Raw genomic sequence first — 19,939 nt, forward strand, 5'->3', positions numbered from 1 at the left:
GACAATCGACTCGTAACGCAGGCGCAAATGCGGGTTGATCCCGGCCACGAACACTGGCGCTCATGTCGACCACTCCGAAGTTCCTGCAGGGGGTGTTCGGTTTCACCGGTAGCGGCCTCACGAAACCGGCACCGCTGGATCCGTCCCTCACCTTCCTCGTCCCGGCCGGGATGATCGCCCAGCCGCTGTACTTCCGCGGCGGCAACAGCTCCGACGAACTGGTCTACGTCAGCCTCACGCGCGACGGCGCGACCATGCGGATGTTCCCGATCGGAGCCAAGGCGTCGGTGAACGTGCCGCTGCGGGTCGTCGAGGACGTCGACCCGGACTCGGTGCTCGAGTTGGTGTTCGCGGCGCCGCATGGAGCGAGCGGCGAGGTCGTCGTCGACTTCGGGTTCGTGATCTTGTGAGGGACACGAGTTCGGCCGTTGGGTCAGCTTCGGGACGTCGCCGGCTGGTGGTGGTCGGCAACGGTATGGCCGGCGCCCGGACCGTCGAGGAGATCCTGTCGCGCGGCGGTGGCGCGATGTTCGACATCACGATGGTCGGCGACGAGCCCTACGGCAACTACAACCGCATCATGCTCTCGCACGTGCTGGCGGGCGAGAACGCCATCGACGACGACGATCTGATGCTCAACCCGATGGCGTGGTATCGCGAGAACGGCGTCACCCTGCACGCCGGCGACCGCGCCCGACGCATCGACCGGTTCGCCAAGACGGTCACGTGTGAGAGCGGACGCGACGTCGACTACGACGTGCTCGTCGTCGCCACCGGCAGCAACACCTTCTTCCCGAACATGGACGGACTACGCGAACCCGACGGACGGCTGGCGCGCGGCGTGTTCGGGTTCCGGACCATCGCCGACACCAACGGCATGCTGCAGATGGCCGAGGCCGCCGCCGACGTGCGCGCGGTGGTCATCGGAGGCGGACTGCTCGGACTCGAGGCCGCCTACGGATTACGCACGCAGGGAGTCGATGTCGACGTCGTGCACTCCCCCGGCCACCTGATGAACCAGCAACTCGACGAGCGCGGCGGACGGGTGCTCCGCAACAAGATCGAGTCCCTCGGTGTCGGTGTGCACACCTCGAAACGGACGACGTCGGTGCTCCGCGACCCCGACGGTGTGGTCGTCGGGGTCGGCTTCAACGACGACACCACGCTGCCCGCCGACATGATCGTGGTCACCGCGGGTATCCGACCGAACGTCGAGATCGCCCGCAGCGCCGGACTGGTCATCGAGCGTGGCATCGTCGTCGACGACCAGATGCGCTGCGAGGACGAGGGATCGATCTACGCGGTCGGCGAGTGCTGCCAGCACCGCGGTGAGGTCTACGGTCTCGTCGCACCGCTGTGGGAGCAGGCCGTGGTCCTCGCCGACGTCCTCACCGGGGCCGATCCCACGGCCGCCTACCACGGGTCGCGTCTGACGACGAAGCTCAAGGTGGCCGGCGTCGACGTCGCCGCCATGGGCGTCAAGGGTCCCGAGCGGGACGACGACGAGTTCGTCCAGTTCTACGAACCCCGCAGCGGCACATACAAGTCGGTGGTCGTCCGTGACAACAAGCTGATCGGCGCGATGCTGCTCGGCGACATCAGCAAGGCCGCCTTCCTGACGCAGGCCTTCGACGAGAAGGTGGCGCTCCCCGACGAGCGCATCAGCATGCTCTTCGACATGGGGACGCCGTCGGCGGAGACCGGCGCGGCCGAGTTGTCCGACGACACCCAGGTCTGCAACTGCAACGGCGTCACCAAGGGCCAGATCCTCGGATGTGTCCGCGGTGGCGCGACGAGCCTCGGCGAGGTGGTCGCCGCCACCCGAGCGGGCAAGGGCTGCGGGTCCTGCAAGGGACTCGTCTCCGACATCGTCACCTTCGCCGCCGGCGACGATCTCGCGGTCGACGTCTCCGCCGACTGGTACGTGCCCGCCATCCCGATGACCAAACCGGAGTTGATCGGCGCCATCCGCGCGAGCGGGATCCGTTCGGTCTCCGAGGTGTTCGAGAAACTCGCGCCCGCGGGCGAGGACGCCGCGGCCAAGATGCCGCTGGCCTCGCTGCTGCGCGTCATCTGGGGTCCCGAGTGGACCGACGAGCGCGGCGCGTTGTTCATCAACGACCGGGTGCACGCCAACATCCAACGGGACGGCACGTTCTCGGTGGTGCCGCAGATCAAGGGTGGCGTCACGACGGCCGCGCAGCTGCGCAGGATCGCCGACGTGGCCGACAAGTACTCGATCCCGATGGTGAAGATCACCGGTGGGCAGCGGATCGATCTGCTGGGCGTCCGCAAGGAGGACCTGCCGAAGGTGTGGGGCGACCTCGACATGCCGTCGGGTTTCGCCTACGGCAAGAGCTTCCGGACCGTGAAGACCTGCGTGGGCACCGACTACTGCCGGTTCGGCCTCGGGGACTCGACCGCGCTGGGCATAGCCATCGAGCAGCGGTTCCAGGGCCTGGAATCGCCCGCGAAACTGAAGTTGGCCGTGACCGGGTGCCCGCGCAACTGCGCCGAGTCGCTCTGCAAGGACTTCGGTGTGGTCGCCGTCGGTGCCGACGGCGGTGCCTCGGACCGCTGGGAGATCTACGTCGGCGGGGCCGCGGGCGCACACATCCGCAAGGGCGACCTGCTGGCGACGGCGGATTCGAGCGCCGAGGTGATCCGCCTGTGCGGCATCTTCATCCAGTACTACCGGGAACAGGCCAAGTGGCTCGAACGCACCTACGCGTGGGTCCCCCGGGTCGGGATCGACGAGCTGAGGGCCATCCTCGTCGACGACCGCGACGGACTCGTCGAGGGTCTGCACGAGCGGGTGACCGCGGCCGTCGGTCAGTACCGCGATCCGTGGGAGGAGCGCGTCGAGCCGCGGTCGCCTGCGCAGTTCGTCTCGGCGTTGCCGCTGCTGCCGCTGCCCCGGGTGCCGGTCCGATGAGCACCGACACCGCCACCGACGTCACCTTCGTGCCCGTGGGAGCGGTCTCCGACCTCACTCGCGGTGAGGGGCGCGCCTACGCCGTGGGCGGCGACCAGATCGCGGTCTTCCTCCTCGGCGACGGCACGGTACGGGCCACCGCAGCGGTCTGTCCGCACCGTGGAGGGCCGATCGCCGATGGTCAGAGCGACGACACCAAGGTCATGTGCCCGCTGCACCAGTACGTGTACTCGTTCGCCGACGGGGCCTGCAACGATCCGTCGATCCCGACGTTGGCGGTGTACCCGGCACGGGTGGTCGACGGCGTGATCGAGGTCGCGGTCAGCTGATCCGTTCGATCGACACGACCGGCGTGGTGATGCGCCAGGTCCGGACATCGGGATCGTCGGCGGCGCGGACCCAGAACTGGGCCGATTCCCCGACCCGACATGACTTCACGCCGAGCAGCGGGATGTCCTCGGAGTCGCGGCGCAGCTGACTGACCGCCCAGGTGTCGTCGGTGCTGCCGCCCACGCCCGGAGCGCGGAGCAGCGTCATCTCCTCGAAATCGAGGAGGTAAGTGGACGTCCGGGTGACCACCGTCCAGACGCCGTCGGTGGTGTCGGGCTCGAGCTCCTGCGTGTTCGCCACAGCGGGAACTCTACCCACGCGTCCGGACGTGAGGCACGCTCACCACCGGATCCGTCGTGGACACGCGATCAACGTCTACAGGTCGATGCCCAGAAGGCTGTCGACGGCGATCGCGATGTCGGCACCGGCGTCGGTCGCCGACCCCAACCCGCCGATGGCGTCGGAGGCCCACGCGTCGAGCGCGGCAATCGCTTTCGGGGTGTCGAGGTCGTCGGCCAGGTGCTGACGGATCCGCGCGATGGTGTCGGCCGCGTCGGGGGCGGTCGGGCGACCGATGGCGTCGCGCCACCGGGCCAGGCGCGCACTGGCGTCGTCGAGCGTGGTGTCGGTCCACATCCGGTCGGTCCGGTAGTGCTCGGCGATCAGCGCGAGACGGATCGCGTTCGGGTCGACCCCCGCCGCGCGCAGCTTGGAGACGAAGACCAGGTTGCCCCGGCTCTTCGACATCTTCTCGCCGTCGAGGCCGATCATCCCGGTGTGCACGTAATGGTCGGCGAACCGACGCTCGCCGGTCAGGGCCTCGCCGTGGGCGGCCGAGAACTCGTGGTGCGGGAAGATGAGGTCGCTGCCGCCGCCCTGGACGTCGAACGGTGCCCCCAGGCGGTTCAGAGCGATTGCGGCGCACTCGATGTGCCATCCCGGGCGTCCGGGTCCGTGCGGCGACGGCCAGGACGGTTCGCCGTCGCGGGCCGCGCGCCAGATCAGGGCGTCGAGCGGATCGCGTTTGCCCGCTCGGTCGGGATCCCCGCCGCGCTCGGCGAAGAACGTGTCCATCGTCGCGCGGTCGTAGTTGGACTCGTAGCCGAACTGCTCGGTGGCGTCGGCCCGGAAGTAGATGTCGGGATACGTTGCGTCGTCGACGATGTAGGCCGCGCCGGAGTCGAGGAGCTTGCCGACGACCTCGACGACCTCGTCGATGGACTCGACGGCGCCGATGTAGTCACGCGGCGGCAGCACCCGCAGCGCCGCCATGTCGTCGCAGAACAGTTGCGTCTCACGCCGTCCCAGATCACGCCAGTCGATGCCGTCGCGGTCGGCCCGCTCGAACAGCGGGTCGTCGACGTCGGTGACGTTCTGCACGTAGTTGACCTCGTGGCCCAGATCGCGCCAGATCCGGTTGACGAGATCGAACGTCACGTAGGTCGCGGCGTGGCCCAGATGGGTTGCGTCGTACGGGGTGATGCCGCAGACGTACATCGTCGCGACCGGGCCGGGTGTGACCGGCCGGACCTGCTGATCGGAGGTGTCGTAGAGCCTGAGTTGCGGGCCCTGCCCGGCGAGCGGACGTACCGCGACATCTGACCACGACTGCATCGCTCCACCATATGGGCGAGGTGGTCGAGGACGCGCATCCACCCCCTCACCTGCACCGTCCCCGAACGGCTCGTCTCTAGAAGGCCGGCCACGGTATCGGCCGCGACCGTGCGGGCGTCGGCATGACCGGGCTGCGCACCAGTTCGCGGGCGCGATCGTGCAGAGCGACCACCTCGGCGGGGGTGATCAGCGACGGCAACGCCTCCGACAGCGCCGACGTGGGCGTGGTCAGGGTGCTCAGCAGGGTCTCGATGTCGGCGACGAGGTGCGCCGGGATCGCCTCTCCCGCCCACCCCCACAGGACGGTGCGCAGCTTGTCCTCGGTGTGCATGCAGATGCCGTGGTCGACGCCGTACACCTCGCCGTCGCACCCTTCGAGCACGTGACCGCCCTTGCGGTCGGCGTTGTTGATCAGCAGGTCGAGCACCGCCATCCGCTGCAGACGCGGGTCGTCGGCGTGCACGAGCGTCACCTCTTCGCCGAGCGCGTCGTAGGCGTCGATGATCCGCCGGAAGTTGTCCGGGATCGCGCCGCTGGGACACAGGTCGACGAGGTCGAGGTGCTCGGGGACGCTGTCGCTGGGTTCCGGTGTGTCGATCCAGCGCTGCACCATGCCCGGACCGAACTGTCCGTCGCGCAACACCGTGACCGGGATGACCGACCACCCGAGGGCGTCCGACACCAGGAACGACGAGATCTCACGACCGGCGAGCGTGCCGTCGGGGAAGTCCCACAGCGGCTGTTCACCGCGGACCGGCTTGTAGACGCAGCGGACGGTGTCGTCGCCGAGGACGGCCTCACAGACCAGTGTGGCGTTGCTGGCGCCACGGACCTGGCCGATGAGTTCGAGTTCCCCGGTGCGCAGGATCTCCGCGGTGCCGGCGGACGACCCGGTCTCCGACGACTCCGACGCGGCAGCGCTCGGCGGCATCGGGTCAGGGCCTGTCGGTGTCGGGATCGTCGTCGTCCGACGGGTCGTCGTCCTCGGCGTCCTCCAACGCGGCCCGCAGCGTGGGGTCGTCGAAGACGATCGGATCGACGAACTCGATGGACTTGTCGATAGCGACGTCGCGCTTGTAGCCGTTGGTCCGCACGCACACGTGGCCTGCGGGATCGAGCGGTTCGGCGCACAGCGGGCAGGGTTCGCGGCCCGCGGAGATGACTCTCGTCGACCGGGCTGCGAACTCCCGGGCGGCCGCGGTGCTGAGGAAGACGCGTACTGCGTCGGGGCCCTCGTCGGTGTCGTCGAGGACGACGCTCTCGTCGAACTCGCCCTCGGTGATCGCCAGCAGCTCCACGACGACGGCCTCGGCCTCGGCGTCCCAGCCCAGACCCATGGTCCCGACCCGGAACTCGGCGTCGACCGGCATCTGCAACGGACTCAGATCGTCGACCCGATCGGTCTCCGGGGGCAACGGGGTCCCGAACCGGCGGTGGATCTCCTCGAGCAGGGCACCGATGCGGTCGGCCAGGATCTGTACCTGCTGCTTCTCCAACATCACGCTGACGATGCGGGCCTCGTGGGTGGCCTGCAGATAGAACGTCCGGTCGCCGGGTGCGCCGACGGTCCCCGCGACGAATCGATCCGGGCTGCGGAACACGTGTATCGCTCTGGGCATGGCACCTCCTCCAAGCTGTTGTCTCAATACTGCCCGATGGGTTCTCGACCCGACCGGTGTGGCTAGTGCGGTGGGTGTCCGCCCGCCGGTGCGGCAGGCGTCCCGGTCGATCCACCGATGACCGCATCGTCGGCCGAGCCCCCGTCTGCGGCGGCGTCCGTGGTCGGCGGCGGCGGGGCGGGGAACGACGGCTTCACACCCGTGGAGTTGACCGTGTGCACGTACGGCCGGGACGGGCTGTACCGGATGATGCTGATCGACGCCGGTTCCACCACTATCCGCTGGAACGAGTCGAGGTGCATTCCCATGGCGTCGGCGAGGATCGACTTGATGACGTCGCCGTGTGAGCAGGCCACCCAGACGCCGCTGCCGTCCGGTCCGCCGTGCAGCGCGTCGAGTTCGCGGATGGCGGCCACCGCGCGACTCTGGACATGAGCCAGCCCCTCACCGTCGGGAAAGATCGCGGCGGACGGTTGCTGCTGCACCGTCTTCCACATGTCCTCGCCCAGCAGGTCCTTGATGGGGCGGCCGGTCCACTGGCCGTAGTCCACCTCGATGAGCCGGTCGTCGACGATCTCGGTGAGTCCACGTTCGGCGACGAGCGGCGCAACGGTCTGCTCGCAGCGCTGCAACGGCGACCGGACCACCGCGGTCAACGTCGCGACGTCGGACAACCGGTCGATGATGGACTGGGCCTGGGTGCGCCCGGTGTCATCGAGGTCGACGCCGATGCTGCGTCCGGCGAGCACGCCCGAGGTGTTCGCGGTCGAGCGTCCGTGGCGGAGCAGGATGACGGTCACACGTTCACCATATGCGTCCGCCGCGGGGCGATCAGGTCGCGCTGACCACGCCGCCCGCAAGCAGTCCGATGACGATCAGGCCGACGACGACCCGGTATCCGACGAACCAGTTGAGCGAGTGCTTGGCGACGAAACGCAGCAACCAGGCGATCGAGGCGTAGCCGATGACGAACGCGATGACCGTCGCGACCAGCAGTTGCACGCCGCTGGCCTCGAGACCGTCGCCGCTCGGCGAGAACGCGTCCGGAAGGCTGAACAGCCCCGATGCGGTCACCGCGGGGATGGCGAGGAGGAAGGAGAACCGCACCGCCGCCTCGCGTTCCAGACCGAGGAACAGGCCGGCGCTGGCGGTCGCGCCCGAGCGGGACACTCCGGGGATCAGCGCCAAACACTGCGCGAGTCCCATCGTCACGCCGTCGCGCAGCGTGAGTTGTTCGAGCGGCCGTTCCCGCTTGCCGTACCGCTCGGCGAGGAAGATGACGACCGAGAAGACGATGAGCATCGACGCGATCAGCCAGAGGTTGCGTGCGCCGGTACGGATCTGGTCCTTGAACACGATTCCGAGCACACCGATCGGGATGGTGGCGAAGATCACGTACCACCCGATCTTGTAGTCGAGTCCGCGCTCCTGCGGGGAGAACAAACCGCGGAACCAGGCGCCGACGATGCGGATGATGTCGCGCAGGAAGTAGATGAGCACCGCGGCCTCGGTGCCGAGCTGTGTGACCGCGGTGAACGAGGCGCCGGCGTCGTCGCCGAAGAAGACCCCGGACACGATCCGCAGGTGCCCGGACGACGAGACCGGGAGGAACTCGGTCAGGCCCTGCACCGCCCCGAGCACGACGGTCTGGGTCCACGTCATCGCATCAGTCACGGCGTCAGACACTACGGCAGCGGACCGACCGGGGCGCACCCCTGCGCGGGCGGAATCGGATGTGCGCCCGTGCGTGCAGCACTATGGACCGCATGCCCGTACTGCCGCGTCGCACGTCGACCGCCCTCGCCGTCGCACTGAGCGCGCTCGTGATCCTGACCGTGGGCGCCTGCGGGAACAGCTCGTCGAGTGGCCCGAACGTCCCGACGACCACACCGCAGACGCCGATCAGCGCGCCTCCCACTGCTGCCGCCGCGGCCGGGACCGTGGTGCCCGCGCCGGCGTCGCAGTCGATGGCGCTGGACCCGTCGACCTCGACGCTGGCCGTGTTGGGGGCCGATCGGTCCTCTCTGGAGATCTATTCGACCGCCGGTTCCGGCGCGGACACCGCACCCCGTCGGGTGACGTTGCCCACGACCGTCGTCGCGATCACGACCGTCGGCGACGGCGCGGTCGCGGCGATCGCGCCCGATGCGGTCCTGCGGGTCGACACGACGACCGGGGCCGTGTCGAAGCAGGACATCCCGGCCCCCGATCCACTGAGCCTGGCGAGGTACACCGACGGCTCACTGCTCGTCGGGACGGGCTCGGGGTCGATCCTGCGGGTGCGCGCCGACGGCACGATCGCGAGGACCATCACCGGGTTCGTCCGCGTCGACGGTCTCGCGGTGGCCTCTGCGGACCAGAACAGCGGCGACGGTCAGGTGGTGGCGCTGGACCGGGCACAGTCGTCGGTCACGACGGTCGATGTCGAGGACGGATCGCTGGGGGCCGCGCTGCGCGCCGGTGACGGCGCGACCGGCATCACCGTCGATCACTACGGTCGGTTCCTGACCACCGACACCCGCGGCAACGAGTTCCTCGGATTCGACGGGAACCCGCTGGTGGCGAAGTTCCGCTACCCGGTGGCGGCCGGTCCGTACGCCGTAGGATACGACGACACGAAGAACCTGGCGTGGGTCGCGACCACCGGCAACAACCAGGTCGTGGCCTACGATCTGTCCACCGGAATTCCGGTGGAGCGCCGACGGTTGGCCACAGTGGGTCAGGTGGACTCGCTGGCGGTCGACAGCGCCACCGGCACCGTCTACCTGCTCTCCGCCCGTGGCGAGGGGCTCCAGATCATCCGGTGACGACAACGACCATGGGAGGCGACATGCGGCGCACGACGGCAGGTGGTCGCGGCCCCGGGTTCCCCCGTGAGTGGACATCGGCGACCAGCGACGACTACGAGTACACCCCGCTCCGGCTGCCCCCGGACGTCACGCGGGTGACCGCGTCGATGCGGCTGTCGATCGAGGCGGAGTTCGGCGGGTGGGAGATCTCACGTGTCCGGCTCTACTCGGACGGCACGCGCAAGGTGTTGTTGAAACGCAAGAAGACACGGGCCGAGCGCAACGGCGTCGAGGTCGATCGGTGAGCGCTGCTCCCCCGGCGACGTCGGCGGGATCCGGGTCGCTGCTGCGCCGGGTCGATCGCCTCGCCTACCCCCTGCTCCTGCGCGCGATGTTCCTGCTGCCCGCGGAGCGGATCCACACCCTGGTCTCGCGCACCCTGGCCACGGTCGGGTCGACCCGCCTGGTGACGGCACTGTGTGCGCGCGTGTTCGCCCGCCACGACCCCATCCTGCAGACCACGGTGTTCGGCATCGACTTCGCGGCGCCGATGGGACTGGCGGCCGGGTTCGACAAGAATGCCGAGGCCGTGAATGCCTGGGGCGCACTCGGATTCGGTTTCGCCGAGATCGGCACCGTGACCGGGGTCGCACAGCCGGGTAACCCCACGCCACGGCTGTTCCGCCTGCCCGCCGACCGTGCGTTGATCAACCGCATGGGGTTCAACAACCACGGCGCCTCCGCGGCCGCCGGTCGACTGGCCGCACGCCGACGCGATTCTCGATCGGTACCGGTGGCGGCGAACATCGGCAAGACCAAGCTCGTCGACCCCATCGACGCCGTCGCCGACTACCTGATCAGTGCGCGGCTGCTCGGTCCGCTGTCGGATTTCGTCGTGGTCAACGTCAGCTCACCGAACACGCCGGGTCTGCGCGACCTCCAGGCGGTCGCCTCGCTACGCCCCCTGCTCACGGCGGTGATCGGGGCGACCACCACCCCGGTGCTGGTCAAGATCGCCCCCGACCTCAGCGACACCGACATCGACGACATCGCGGACCTGGCCGTCGAGCTGGGGCTCGCCGGGATCGTCTGCACGAACACGACCATCGGTCGCGACGGCCTGCGAACCGAGGAGGCGACCATCCGCGACATCGGCGCCGGTGGACTGTCCGGCGCGCCGCTGGCCGAACGCTCCCTCGAGGTACTGCGCCGGTTGTACCGACGTGTGGGTGACCGGCTCGAACTCATCTCGGTCGGGGGCATCGAGACACCCGATCAGGCGTGGGAACGCATCTGTGCGGGCGCATCGCTGATCCAGGGCTACACCGGATTCATCTACGGCGGGCCCATGTGGATCAAGGACATCCACGACGGCATCGCCGCCCGACTGCGCGCCGGGGGCTTCGAATCACTCTCGGCCGCGGTGGGAAGCGAGAACACCGCCGAGGCCTGAGGCCCCGGCGGTGTCCGTGTCGTCTCGCTCAGTTCACTCGGCCGGCTGTTCGTGGGTCGCGTGGATCACCGCGCGGGCGATCGCGTGACTGAACAGGTTGAAACCGAGGAACGCCGGCGTCGCGCCGTCGGGCAGTTCCAGGGTCTCCACGTCCACGGCGTGGACCGCGATGTAGTAGTGGTGCGGTCCGTGTCCGGGGGGCGGCGCCGCGCCGATGAACCGCTTCGCCGACGCGTCGGAGGCCAGGGTCACCGCACCCGACGGCAGGCCGCTGCCGTTCTCGTCGCCGGCACCCTCGACCAGCGACGTCGTGGTCACGGGGATGTCGGCCACCGCCCAGTGCCAGAAGCCGGCCGCGGTCGGGGCGTCGGGGTCGTAGACCGTCACGGCGAAACTCTTGGTCTCGGCGGGGAAGCCCGACCAGCTCACCTGCGGTGACGCGTCGTCGCCGCCGGCCCCCATGATCCCGCTCACCTGCGCCGTGGCGAAGGCCCCACCGTCGGTGAAGCTCTCCGACGAGATGGTGAAGGTCGGGAGGTCGGGCAGATCGTCGTACGGGTTTCTCGACATGAGTGCGGTGCACATCCTTTCGACGTGGTGCGTGCCGGTCGGGCACGCCGTGGAACCATTCAACGCCCCGGGACGCCGACGGTGTTCCCTTCGGTCAGCTGTGCAGCAGGAAGTGCTCGAGCACCTCGGTGCCGAACAGCAGCCCGTCGACGGGGACCCGTTCGTCGATGCCGTGGAACAGCGCGGCGAAGTCGAGTTCGGGCGGCAGCCGCAGGGGTGCGAAACCGAAGCAGCGGATGCCGAGCTTGGCGAAGGCCTTCGCATCGGTGCCGCCGGAGAGCATGTACGGGACGGTGCGGCCGTCCGGGTCGAAGGCGAGGATCGCGTCGTTCATCGCGTCCACGAGGGCCCCGTCGAAGGTGGTCTCGTACGAGTCCAGCTTGGTGACCCACTCCCGGGTCACGTCGGGTCCGATGATGGCATCGACCTCGGCCTCGAACGCGGCCTGCCTGCCGGGGAGCACGCGGCAGTCGACGACCGCGGTCGCGGTCTGCGGGATGACGTTCGCCTTGTAGCCGGCGTTCAACATCGTCGGGTTCGCCGTGTCGCGCAGGGTGGCGCCGATGATCCGCGCGATCGAGCCGAGTTTGTGCAGCGTGGTCTCGAGATCCGGGGAGTCCGGCGACAACTCGAGCGTCGACTCGGCGCTGACGGCCCCGAGGAACTCGGCCACCGAGTCGGTCATCACGAGCGGGAAGGTGTGCCGCCCGAGCTTCGCGACGGCCTCGGCCAGGATGGTCACCGCGTTGTTCTCGTGCAGGAACGATCCGTGGCCCGCGGTGGCCGACGCGGTGAGTCGCATCCAGGCGATGCCCTTCTCGGCCGTCTCCACGAGATACAGGCGCTTCTGCGACCCGTCCGGGGTGTCGACGGTCAGCGAGTAGCCGCCCACCTCGCCGACCGCCTCGGTGATGCCCTCGAAGATGTCCGGACGGTTCTCGACGAGCCAGTGTGAACCCCACTTGCCGCCCGCCTCCTCGTCGGCGAGGAAGGCGAACACGATGTCGCGGGGCGGGACGGTGCCCTCGCGGCGGAACTGACGGGCGAGGGCGAGGGCCATCCCGACCATGTCCTTCATGTCGATCGCACCGCGACCCCACACGTAGCCGTCCTTCACCGACCCCGAGAACGGATGGACGCTCCAGTCCTCCGGACGGGCGGGTACGACGTCGAGGTGCGTGTGCAGCAGCAGCGTGCCGCGCTCGGGGTCGGACCCGCGTAGGCGCGCGAAGACGTTGCCGCGACCGGGCTGTCCGGACTCGACGTACTCGGTCTCGTAGCCGACCTCCTCGAGCTGGGCAGCCACCCAGCGGGCGCATTCCTCCTCGCCGACGGTGGTCTCGAGTTCACCGGTGTTGGTGGTGTCGAACTGGATGAGGGCGCTGACGAGGTCGACTACCTCGTCGGTCGCGCGGGGTGCGGTGTTGTCGGTCACGTCCCATTCCTATCACTGGTCACACCGTCGGGCGTGCTGGTGATTTGGGTTCCGGTCAGGCGGTCGGTTAATGTTGTCCGGCACTCGTACGGGAGCAAAACCGTGCATGTCCGGGTGGCGGAATGGCAGACGCGCTAGCTTGAGGTGCTAGTGCCCTATTAACGGGCGTGGGGGTTCAAGTCCCCCTCCGGACACACTCGTCTCGGCTTCGGTCGAGACCCTCATTCAGGGCGAATACTCGCCAGCACGCGTTCGACCGTCTCGGTCACCGACCCGCCGGTCAGGATCTGCAGACCGCGCTCGTCGGATTCGATCGGCTCCAGATCGGCCAGCTGCGATTCGAGCATGTTCACGTGCATGAAGTGTCCCTTCCGCTCGGTCATCCGGCGCCGCAGTTCGTCGGTGTCCGCGGTGAGGTGCAGGAAGAACACCGGTGCGTCCGACTCGGCGAGCCGATCGCGGTAGCGCCTCTTGAGCGCCGAACACGCGAAGACGACCCCGCCCACGGTCTCGGACTGCTCGTCGAGCCACGCTGCCACGGCGTCGAGCCACGGACCGCGTTCGGTGTCGGTGAGCGGGGTGCCCGCGGCCATCTCGACGACGTTGGACCGTGGATGCAGATCGTCGGCGTCGCCGAACGAACGACCCAGTCGCCGTGCGAGTTCAGCGCCCACGGTCGACTTCCCCACCCCGCTGACGCCCATCACGCAGAGGTGTACGTCCCGGCCGATCGCAGGCTTGGTCATAGTTCCTTGTAGCACAACCCGTCCCGGCCGGAACCGGTCGACGGACCCTTCTACACTGGTCGGGTGACCGAGCAGATCGACCCCGATGACATGGCGACGATGCGTCGGGTTCTCGAGCAGGCCGCGTTGCTCGACGACGGGCATCCGGACTCGGTGGCGGTACAGCGCGCGGTGGCACGCATGTTCAAGGTCGCCAAGCGCACCCATCGGCGCGCCAAGCACCGTCAGCGACTCGACGCCGACCGTGCCGTGCTCGCCGCCACGGCGACCGGGTCGGCCGACCGCATCGACGACGAGACCGCGGGGATCGGCCTGTCCGGCGACGCGACCGGTGTCGCCGGCCATCTGATCCGCGCCCAGGCCTGCTACATCTGCAAGCGCGAGTACACCGAGGTCAACGCGTTCCACCATCAGCTCTGTCCGGACTGCGTGCGCACCAACCGCGCGCGTCGCGACCAGCGCACCGACCTCACCGGACGCCGGGCGCTGCTGACCGGTGGTAGGGCGAAGATCGGCATGTACATCGCTCTGATGCTGCTGCGCGACGGAGCAGAGCTCACCATCACCACGCGCTTTCCGCGCGACGCCGCCAGACGCTTTGCGCGCCAAGATGACTCGGCCGACTGGCTGCACCGACTCGACATCGTCGGCATCGACCTGCGTGACCCGGCGCAGGTGGTGGCGCTGGCCGACGCGGTCGCCGCGAAGGGCAGCCTCGACATCCTGGTCAACAACGCCGCACAGACCGTGCGCCGCTCCCCCGGCTCGTACCGGTCGCTGACCGACGCCGAGAACGCGCCGCTGTCCGGTCGTGCAGCGCAGATCCCGACACTGACCATGGGCGACAGCAGCGAACTGCACCCCAACGCGCTCGCCGGCGGTTCGGACTCGGATGCGGCCGCGGAATCGCTGGTGGCCCTGGCGATGACCGCGGGATCGGCCTCACCCGCACGGATCGCCGACGGCACCGCAGTGGATGCCGGCGGTCTGCTCCCCGACCTCGTCAGCTCGAACAGCTGGGTCGCCTCGGTCGATCACGTCGACCCGCTCGAACTGCTCGAGGTGCAGCTCTGCAACAGCGTGGCGCCGTTCATCCTGCTCTCGCGCCTCACCCCGGCCCTGCGTGCCTCGACCGCTCGCCGCAAATACGTGGTGAACGTCTCGGCGATGGAGGGCATCTTCTCCCGCGGCTACAAGGGGCCCGGCCACCCGCACACCAACATGGCCAAGGCCGCGCTGAACATGCTGACCCGGACCAGCGCCGGCGAACTGTTCGACGACGGCATCCTGGTGACCGCGGTCGACACCGGGTGGATCACCGACGAGCGTCCCCACGACTCGAAGATGCGCCTGGCCGAGGAGGGATTCCGAGCCCCACTCGACCTCGTCGACGGTGCCGCGCGCGTCTATCACCCGATCGTGGACGGGGAGAACGGGATCGACCGCTACGGATGCTTCCTCAAGGATTTCGAGCCCTACCCGTGGTGAACACACCGCTCCGCGGCGCCGTCGAGGTTCTGATCGAGGAGAACCTGACGGCCATGCGCGCCATCGTCGTCGAACTCGGTGACGATCGGGTGAACACGGTGCCCGCGCTGCCGGGGGCCAACTCTCCGTTCGCAATCGTTTTCCACTGTGTGGGAATGCTGAAGTTCTGGGGCGGCAGTGTCATCGGCGGCGAACGGATCCCGCGTGACCGTGCCTCGGAGTTCACCGCGACGGGCACCGTGGGCGCACTCGAGTCGGCGATCGACGACGTGGCGGCGCGCGTCGGTGGCTGGGTGCACATCGCACTGACCGAAGGTCCGCGGGACCGCGACGCCGAGGGGTCGACCCGCAGCTCGGACGTCTCCTCGAGGTCGGCGGAATGGATGCTGCTGCACATCATCCGCGAGCTGTCGCAGCACCTGGGCCAGCTCGAGTTGAGCCGGGACATCCTGGTCCACGGCGTCGGTTAGGGTTCTGCACGTGGCCGCCCATCCCCTCGTGTTCGACTGCGACACCGGCATCGACGACTCGCTGGCCCTGCTCTACCTCCTGGCCCACCCCGACGCCGATCTGCTCGCCGTTCTCTCCACGGCAGGCAACGTGCCCACCGACGTGGTGTGCGCCAACAACCTCGCCTGGCTCGCGCTGTGTGGCCGGGACGACGTGGAGGTGTGTCTCGGCGCCGCCGCACCGCTGGTCGCCGAGCTGATGACGACCGAGGACACGCACGGCCCGTTGGGAATCGGCTACGCCGAACTCCCGCCCGCCCCGACACCGCCCTCGCACCGCGACGCCGCCGACGCCTGGATCGACCTCACCACCGAGCGCCCCGGCGAGATCATCGGGTTGGTCACCGGCCCCCTGACCAACCTCGCGATCGCCATCGACCGCGATCCCGGCCTGCCCTCCCGGTTGCGCCGTCTGGTGGTCATGGGTGGGTCGTTCCATCACCCGGGCAACACCACGCCCACCTCGGAGTGGAACATCGCGGTGGATCCCGAGGCGGCGCAACGGGTGTTCGCCGCGTTCGGCCACTCCGGGGCGCCCAGCCCGATCATCTGCCCGCTCGATCTCACCGAGACGATCGTGATGACCCCCGATCACCTCGGTCGTCTGGCCGCGTCGGCGGGCAGCACGCCGGTCGAACAGCCGACGCCGGTGGACGAGCCGGGAACGCGATCGGTGGCCAGCCGGGCGGTCGTCCGGCACCTGGTCGACGCCATCCGCTTCTACTTCGAGTTCCACGCCGACCACGACGAGGGCTACATCGCCCACATGCACGACCCGTTCGCCGCCGCGGTTGCACTCGATCCGACCATCACCACGACCCGCCCGGCGTGTGTGGACGTGGAACTCGTCGGCACGTTGACGCGCGGGACGACGGTCGCCGACGAACGTGGGATGTGGGGCCGGGAGCCCAACGCCGCGATCGCCACCTCGACCGATCCGGAACTGTTCTTCGACGAGCTGATCGAACGCGTCGCGGGGCTCGCGGCACGGTTCTAGCGGATCGCCATCGGGTGATCGGCGTAGAAACGCAGATGCGCCCGAGCTGCGGCTGCCCACGTCATCGACTCCGCCAGTCGTCGTCCCGACGCGACGCGATCGGCATCGACGGTCAACGCGTCGGCCAGGGCATCTGCGAGCTGTGGCACGTCGGCGGCGTAGGAGACGCTGTCGCCGAACACCTCCCGCAACACCGGTAGATCGCGCGTCACCACCGGACGCCCGGCGGCGAGGGCCTCCATGGCGGCGAGACCGAATCCCTCTTTGGTCGACGGGAAGGCGAAGACGTCCGACGCCGCGACCAGCGCGGGCAGGTCGTCGTCGTCGACGGTGCCCAACACCGTCGGTGTGACATCGAGTTCACCGCGCCGACGGTCGAACTCGGCGCGGTAGTCACGGTAGTCGAACAGGGTCTCCCCGCCGGCGAACACCAACGACAACCCCGGATGGGTGGTCTGGAACAGGGCGTACGCGTCGAGCAGATCGATGCTGCCCTTGCGGGGTTCGATGCCGCCGACGGCGAGCACGTAGGGGCCGAGCTGCGAACGCCAACGCTCGCGTGCGGCGATCGCGTCGGGGGTGTCGTCGGCGGCGTCGTTGAACCGCTGTGCGGCAACCCCGTTGGGGATCACGGTGGGATGCAGGTCCCACCCGTCGACGATCTCGTCCGCCACGGCACGGGACACGCAGATCCGTGCGTAGGGGTCGACGATCGCCTTCTCGTGGCATTCGGCGAGGACCGGGGTGGTGAACTCGTCGAGGTGGTGCACGGTGCGGATGCACGGCCCGACGGCGTTGGCGCTGATGCAGTCCTGGGCGTGGACGATGTCGTAGTGCTGTCGGTCGAACGCCCGGCGCATGGTCTCGATCGAGCGGACGATCCGATCGGTGACGGTCTCGTCGGGGATCGTGGCGAACTCGACGAGCCGCAACCGGACCCGGGGGTCGACCCTGCGGAAGAAACCGCTGTCGGACCCGCGGGCGAGGGACCACACCGTCACGTCGGCCCCGGCGTCGGCGAGGGCCTCGGCCAAGGCCAGGGTGTGCACCACCCCGCCGCGCGGTTTGGTCGAGTACGTGATCAGCGCGACGCGCATACCGAACCCCTTCACCGTTCGACGGCCGGGACGGGGTCGAGGACGTAGGTCTCGCTGCGCCGTTCGCCGAGATGGTCGAGGACCCTTCTGGCGCGGGTGATCTCGGCCTCCACGTCGAGGGTGACCGTCGCCAGACCGCCCTTCGAGCGGGTGGTTGCGAGGATCTCGCCGCCGGGACCGACGACCTTGGCCTGTCCGAGGAACCGCAGCGAGCCCATCACCCCGGTCTGATTCGACGACACGAGGACGACCTGGTTCTCCGCGGCCCGGGCGGCGTCGTAGAGGTCGAACAGACGGGACTGGCGGTCGGCGGGCAGGCGGGAGGCGCGGTCGGTGACGCTGGCCGGCCAGGCCGACAGGGCGGCGATGATGTGCGCACCGTCGAGTGCGATGGTGCGGGCGGCCTCCGGGAAGGTCTTGTCGTAGTCGATGAGCATCCCCATCCGGCCGACCGGACTGTCGAACGCGGAGAACGAGTCCCCGGCGGCATACGCCAGGGCCTCCCCGGCCGGTTGGTGGACCTTGCGGTGGGTGCCGTGCACCCCGTCGCCGCTCACGCAGATGGCCGAGTTGTAGGTCAGTCCGTCGGACGCCTCGGCGTATCCGACGCAGACCGTCATGGCCCCGGCGGCGGCGATGACCGCCGCGATCTCGGGTCCGTCGGCGTCGAGGGCCGACGGCAGCTCGGCGACGTCGGGGGCGTTCAGATCACCGATGTACCCGCCCAGCGACGCGTCGGGGAACACCAAAAGGTCGACGCCGTCGCGGGCGGCGGCCTCGATGATGCCGACCGCCTTCGCGACGGCTCGATCGACGTCACGACCGAAGTGTGCCGCGACCGCGCCCACAGTGATCGGTGCCATGTCAGGAGACCCTACCGGGGTCGCTCAAAGGCGTTGCCGTTCATCCGAGTCGGCCCGTCACGCTCGACCGAGACCGGTCACTCCGGCGGTGACGGCCACCGTGGTGACCCCGTCCGGCCAGCGCAGGCGCACCCCGGGCTCGGACGTGAGACTCCCGCACACCGCACCGACGACCCCGTCGGGGACGGGGTGCCCCGCGAGGCCGGCCGGTCGGTCGACAGCCTCTGCGGTGAGCATCGCGAATCCGGGGAAACACGTGAGCCACGAACCCATCTCGGCCGCGGCGGGCCGCGGGATGGACGCGACCTCGAGTTCGGCCCCGGCGCCGCAGGCCTCGGCCATCATGCCGGTGGTCCCGGCGATACCGGCCATGCTGACGTCCTTGGCCGCGCGTGGCGACATCGCCGCGACCAGACCGGTCATCGTGCGGAGATCGGGTCCGCTGCGGGTGCTCGTCGAGTCCCACTGGCGACCGTGGTGGCCGGGACGCCATGATCCGGTGAGGTCGGCGGTGAGACGGATCGCGTCGCCCGCGGAGGCTCCCCCGGCCCGTACCGGGGTGCTGGTGGAGCCGAACGCCGTGACCGCCAGCGATGCGGGGACCCCGACCTGGGTGTGGCCACCGAGCACCGGCACACCCCATGCCTGCGACGCCTGCGCGATGCCCCGGATGATGCGGGTCAGCAGCGACCGTGTCGGTGCGCCCACCGCGTCCAACATGCCGCTGGGGGCAGCACCCATGGCGCTGAGATCGTTGATGTTGACCAGGACCGAACACCACCCGGCCCATTCCGGGTCACGTTCGACCATCGACGGGATGATCGCGTCGCACGCCGCGATGATGTCGCTGCCGGGGACCGGTACCCCGTCGTCCCCGCGGAAACCGTCGGGGCCCAGTCCGCCGGACTGCGCACGCAGCGGGTCGAGTACCTCGGCGAGGAACGACTTGGTGGCGTCGGCCACGTCCTGGATGCCGTGTAGTGGCCACCGCATCGACCGGTGCGCGATCCCACCGACGACGGTCGACCCGTGGCTCTCCCAGCCCAGCCGGGCGAACATCGGTCGGTGTCGCTCCTGCACGGTGGCGTCGAATCGCAGCACGCCGCGCGCCTGGGCGTGGGCGCAGGCGGCCCGGACGAGGGCCGGACCGATGCCGGCACTGTGTGCGGCGCCGTCCACCACGAGCCGGCTGCCGGTCCACCACCCGATGTCGGTGTCGCCGTGCGGTGCGAGCCGGACACCGCCCAGGACCCCGCCGTCGAGGGAATGTGCCAGCAGCACGATCATCCGCGGATCGTCGTCGATCTCGTCGTGATCGGTGGAGGCGAAGATGCGTTGATCGTCGACGAACGTCGTCCGCCGCAACCGGTGATAGGCGTCGAGGTCGGCAGGCGACCCGGCGGGCCGGATGATGAACGGCGGCCGGTGGTCGGAGTCGTCACGGCGGTGTCCGGACAGGATGGACATCTCGGCGGTGGATGTCCGCAGGGTCGG

At 69.3% G+C, this 19,939-nt stretch carries 21 protein-coding genes and 1 tRNA gene; 10 read left to right on the forward strand and 12 right to left on the reverse strand.

Going from position 1 to position 19,939, the window contains the following annotated elements:
* Window positions 1-62: 62 nt before the first annotated feature.
* Genes LX13_RS20605 through LX13_RS20615 form a run of 3 tightly spaced genes read left to right on the forward strand, consistent with a single transcriptional unit; the run spans window position 63 to window position 3,264 of the window.
* Window positions 63-410: a molybdopterin oxidoreductase gene (locus tag LX13_RS20605; RefSeq protein ID WP_253663196.1), complete on the forward strand. Its 348-nt coding sequence runs from the start codon at window positions 63-65 to the stop codon at window positions 408-410.
* Window positions 407-2,935, forward strand: coding sequence for a nitrite reductase large subunit NirB (nirB, locus tag LX13_RS20610; protein ID WP_308214773.1), 2,529 nt, complete (start codon window positions 407-409; stop codon window positions 2,933-2,935). The genes LX13_RS20605 and nirB overlap by 4 nt, the downstream gene beginning before the upstream one ends.
* Window positions 2,932-3,264: a Rieske (2Fe-2S) protein gene (locus LX13_RS20615; protein WP_253663198.1), complete on the forward strand. Its 333-nt coding sequence runs from the start codon at window positions 2,932-2,934 to the stop codon at window positions 3,262-3,264. Before nirB ends, LX13_RS20615 begins: the two co-directional genes overlap by 4 nt.
* Here LX13_RS20615 and LX13_RS20620 read toward each other — a convergent pair.
* The 6 genes from LX13_RS20620 to LX13_RS20645 all read right to left on the reverse strand — a co-directional run bounded on the left by LX13_RS20620 (window position 3,257) and on the right by LX13_RS20645 (window position 8,172).
* Window positions 3,257-3,565, reverse strand: coding sequence for a hypothetical protein (locus tag LX13_RS20620; RefSeq protein ID WP_253663199.1), 309 nt, complete (start codon window positions 3,563-3,565; stop codon window positions 3,257-3,259). The genes LX13_RS20615 and LX13_RS20620 overlap by 8 nt on opposite strands.
* 75 nt (window positions 3,566-3,640) lie before the next feature.
* A complete protein-coding gene (gene mshC / locus LX13_RS20625) occupies window positions 3,641-4,879 on the reverse strand; it encodes a cysteine--1-D-myo-inosityl 2-amino-2-deoxy-alpha-D-glucopyranoside ligase (RefSeq protein ID WP_253663200.1) in 1,239 nt (412 codons plus the stop codon).
* 76 nt (window positions 4,880-4,955) lie between these two features.
* On the reverse strand, window positions 4,956-5,810 hold the full coding sequence (locus tag LX13_RS20630; RefSeq protein WP_253663201.1) for an SCO1664 family protein: 855 nt from the start codon (window positions 5,808-5,810) through the stop codon (window positions 4,956-4,958).
* Between the two features lie 4 nt (window positions 5,811-5,814).
* Window positions 5,815-6,498 (reverse strand): DUF3090 domain-containing protein, encoded by a 684-nt coding sequence (locus tag LX13_RS20635; protein ID WP_253663202.1) that lies wholly within the window; start codon window positions 6,496-6,498, stop codon window positions 5,815-5,817.
* 62 nt (window positions 6,499-6,560) lie between these two features.
* Window positions 6,561-7,298: a histidine phosphatase family protein gene (locus LX13_RS20640; RefSeq protein WP_253663203.1), complete on the reverse strand. Its 738-nt coding sequence runs from the start codon at window positions 7,296-7,298 to the stop codon at window positions 6,561-6,563.
* 31 nt (window positions 7,299-7,329) lie between these two features.
* Window positions 7,330-8,172 carry an undecaprenyl-diphosphate phosphatase gene (locus LX13_RS20645; RefSeq protein ID WP_253663204.1) on the reverse strand — a complete coding sequence of 281 codons (843 nt, stop codon included), beginning with the start codon at window positions 8,170-8,172 and terminating at the stop codon, window positions 7,330-7,332.
* Between the two features lie 92 nt (window positions 8,173-8,264).
* Between LX13_RS20645 and LX13_RS20650 the strand changes: the two genes are divergently transcribed.
* From LX13_RS20650 to LX13_RS20660, 3 genes are read left to right on the forward strand one after another with little or no spacing between them, the layout of a single operon-like run.
* Complete coding sequence (locus tag LX13_RS20650; protein ID WP_253663205.1) at window positions 8,265-9,305, forward strand: NHL repeat-containing protein; 1,041 nt, start codon at window positions 8,265-8,267, stop codon at window positions 9,303-9,305.
* A 23-nt stretch (window positions 9,306-9,328) separates the two neighbouring features.
* Window positions 9,329-9,592, forward strand: coding sequence for a DUF5703 family protein (locus LX13_RS20655; RefSeq protein WP_253663206.1), 264 nt, complete (start codon window positions 9,329-9,331; stop codon window positions 9,590-9,592).
* A 38-nt stretch (window positions 9,593-9,630) separates the two neighbouring features.
* Entirely contained in the window at window positions 9,631-10,740 is a 1,110-nt protein-coding gene (locus tag LX13_RS20660; RefSeq protein ID WP_253663625.1) for a quinone-dependent dihydroorotate dehydrogenase, read from the forward strand.
* 33 nt (window positions 10,741-10,773) lie between these two features.
* On the opposite strand, the gene LX13_RS20665 is transcribed toward LX13_RS20660, so the two are convergent.
* Window positions 10,774-11,310: a YbhB/YbcL family Raf kinase inhibitor-like protein gene (locus LX13_RS20665; RefSeq protein ID WP_253663207.1), complete on the reverse strand. Its 537-nt coding sequence runs from the start codon at window positions 11,308-11,310 to the stop codon at window positions 10,774-10,776.
* A 94-nt stretch (window positions 11,311-11,404) separates the two neighbouring features.
* Window positions 11,405-12,745, reverse strand: a complete 1,341-nt coding sequence (locus tag LX13_RS20670) for a M20/M25/M40 family metallo-hydrolase (RefSeq protein WP_253663208.1) — start codon at window positions 12,743-12,745, stop codon at window positions 11,405-11,407.
* Between the two features lie 108 nt (window positions 12,746-12,853).
* Here LX13_RS20670 and LX13_RS20675 point away from each other — a divergent pair.
* Window positions 12,854-12,939: transfer RNA gene (locus LX13_RS20675), tRNA-Leu, on the forward strand.
* Window positions 12,940-12,966: 27 nt separating this feature from the next.
* Here the strand turns inward: LX13_RS20675 and LX13_RS20680 are convergent.
* Window positions 12,967-13,491 carry a gluconokinase gene (locus LX13_RS20680; protein WP_253663209.1) on the reverse strand — a complete coding sequence of 175 codons (525 nt, stop codon included), beginning with the start codon at window positions 13,489-13,491 and terminating at the stop codon, window positions 12,967-12,969.
* 90 nt (window positions 13,492-13,581) lie between these two features.
* Between LX13_RS20680 and LX13_RS20685 the strand changes: the two genes are divergently transcribed.
* Genes LX13_RS20685 through LX13_RS20695 form a run of 3 tightly spaced genes read left to right on the forward strand, consistent with a single transcriptional unit; the run spans window position 13,582 to window position 16,485 of the window.
* Window positions 13,582-14,979 (forward strand): SDR family NAD(P)-dependent oxidoreductase, encoded by a 1,398-nt coding sequence (locus tag LX13_RS20685; RefSeq protein ID WP_253663626.1) that lies wholly within the window; start codon window positions 13,582-13,584, stop codon window positions 14,977-14,979.
* Window positions 14,973-15,449: a DinB family protein gene (locus tag LX13_RS20690; protein WP_253663210.1), complete on the forward strand. Its 477-nt coding sequence runs from the start codon at window positions 14,973-14,975 to the stop codon at window positions 15,447-15,449. Before LX13_RS20685 ends, LX13_RS20690 begins: the two co-directional genes overlap by 7 nt.
* A gap of 10 nt (window positions 15,450-15,459) precedes the next feature.
* Window positions 15,460-16,485 (forward strand): nucleoside hydrolase, encoded by a 1,026-nt coding sequence (locus tag LX13_RS20695; RefSeq protein ID WP_253663211.1) that lies wholly within the window; start codon window positions 15,460-15,462, stop codon window positions 16,483-16,485.
* Here LX13_RS20695 and LX13_RS20700 read toward each other — a convergent pair.
* From LX13_RS20700 to LX13_RS20710, 3 genes are read right to left on the reverse strand one after another with little or no spacing between them, the layout of a single operon-like run.
* A complete protein-coding gene (locus LX13_RS20700) occupies window positions 16,482-17,582 on the reverse strand; it encodes an MSMEG_0565 family glycosyltransferase (protein ID WP_253663212.1) in 1,101 nt (366 codons plus the stop codon). The genes LX13_RS20695 and LX13_RS20700 overlap by 4 nt on opposite strands.
* 11 nt (window positions 17,583-17,593) lie before the next feature.
* Window positions 17,594-18,445 (reverse strand): carbon-nitrogen hydrolase family protein, encoded by an 852-nt coding sequence (locus LX13_RS20705; protein WP_253663213.1) that lies wholly within the window; start codon window positions 18,443-18,445, stop codon window positions 17,594-17,596.
* A gap of 57 nt (window positions 18,446-18,502) precedes the next feature.
* Window positions 18,503-19,912, reverse strand: a complete 1,410-nt coding sequence (locus LX13_RS20710; protein ID WP_253663627.1) for an MSMEG_0567/sll0787 family protein — start codon at window positions 19,910-19,912, stop codon at window positions 18,503-18,505.
* Window positions 19,913-19,939 lie beyond the last annotated feature (27 nt).

This window comes from Williamsia maris (assembly GCF_024171815.1).
Taxonomy (GTDB): domain Bacteria; phylum Actinomycetota; class Actinomycetes; order Mycobacteriales; family Mycobacteriaceae; genus Williamsia_A; species Williamsia_A maris.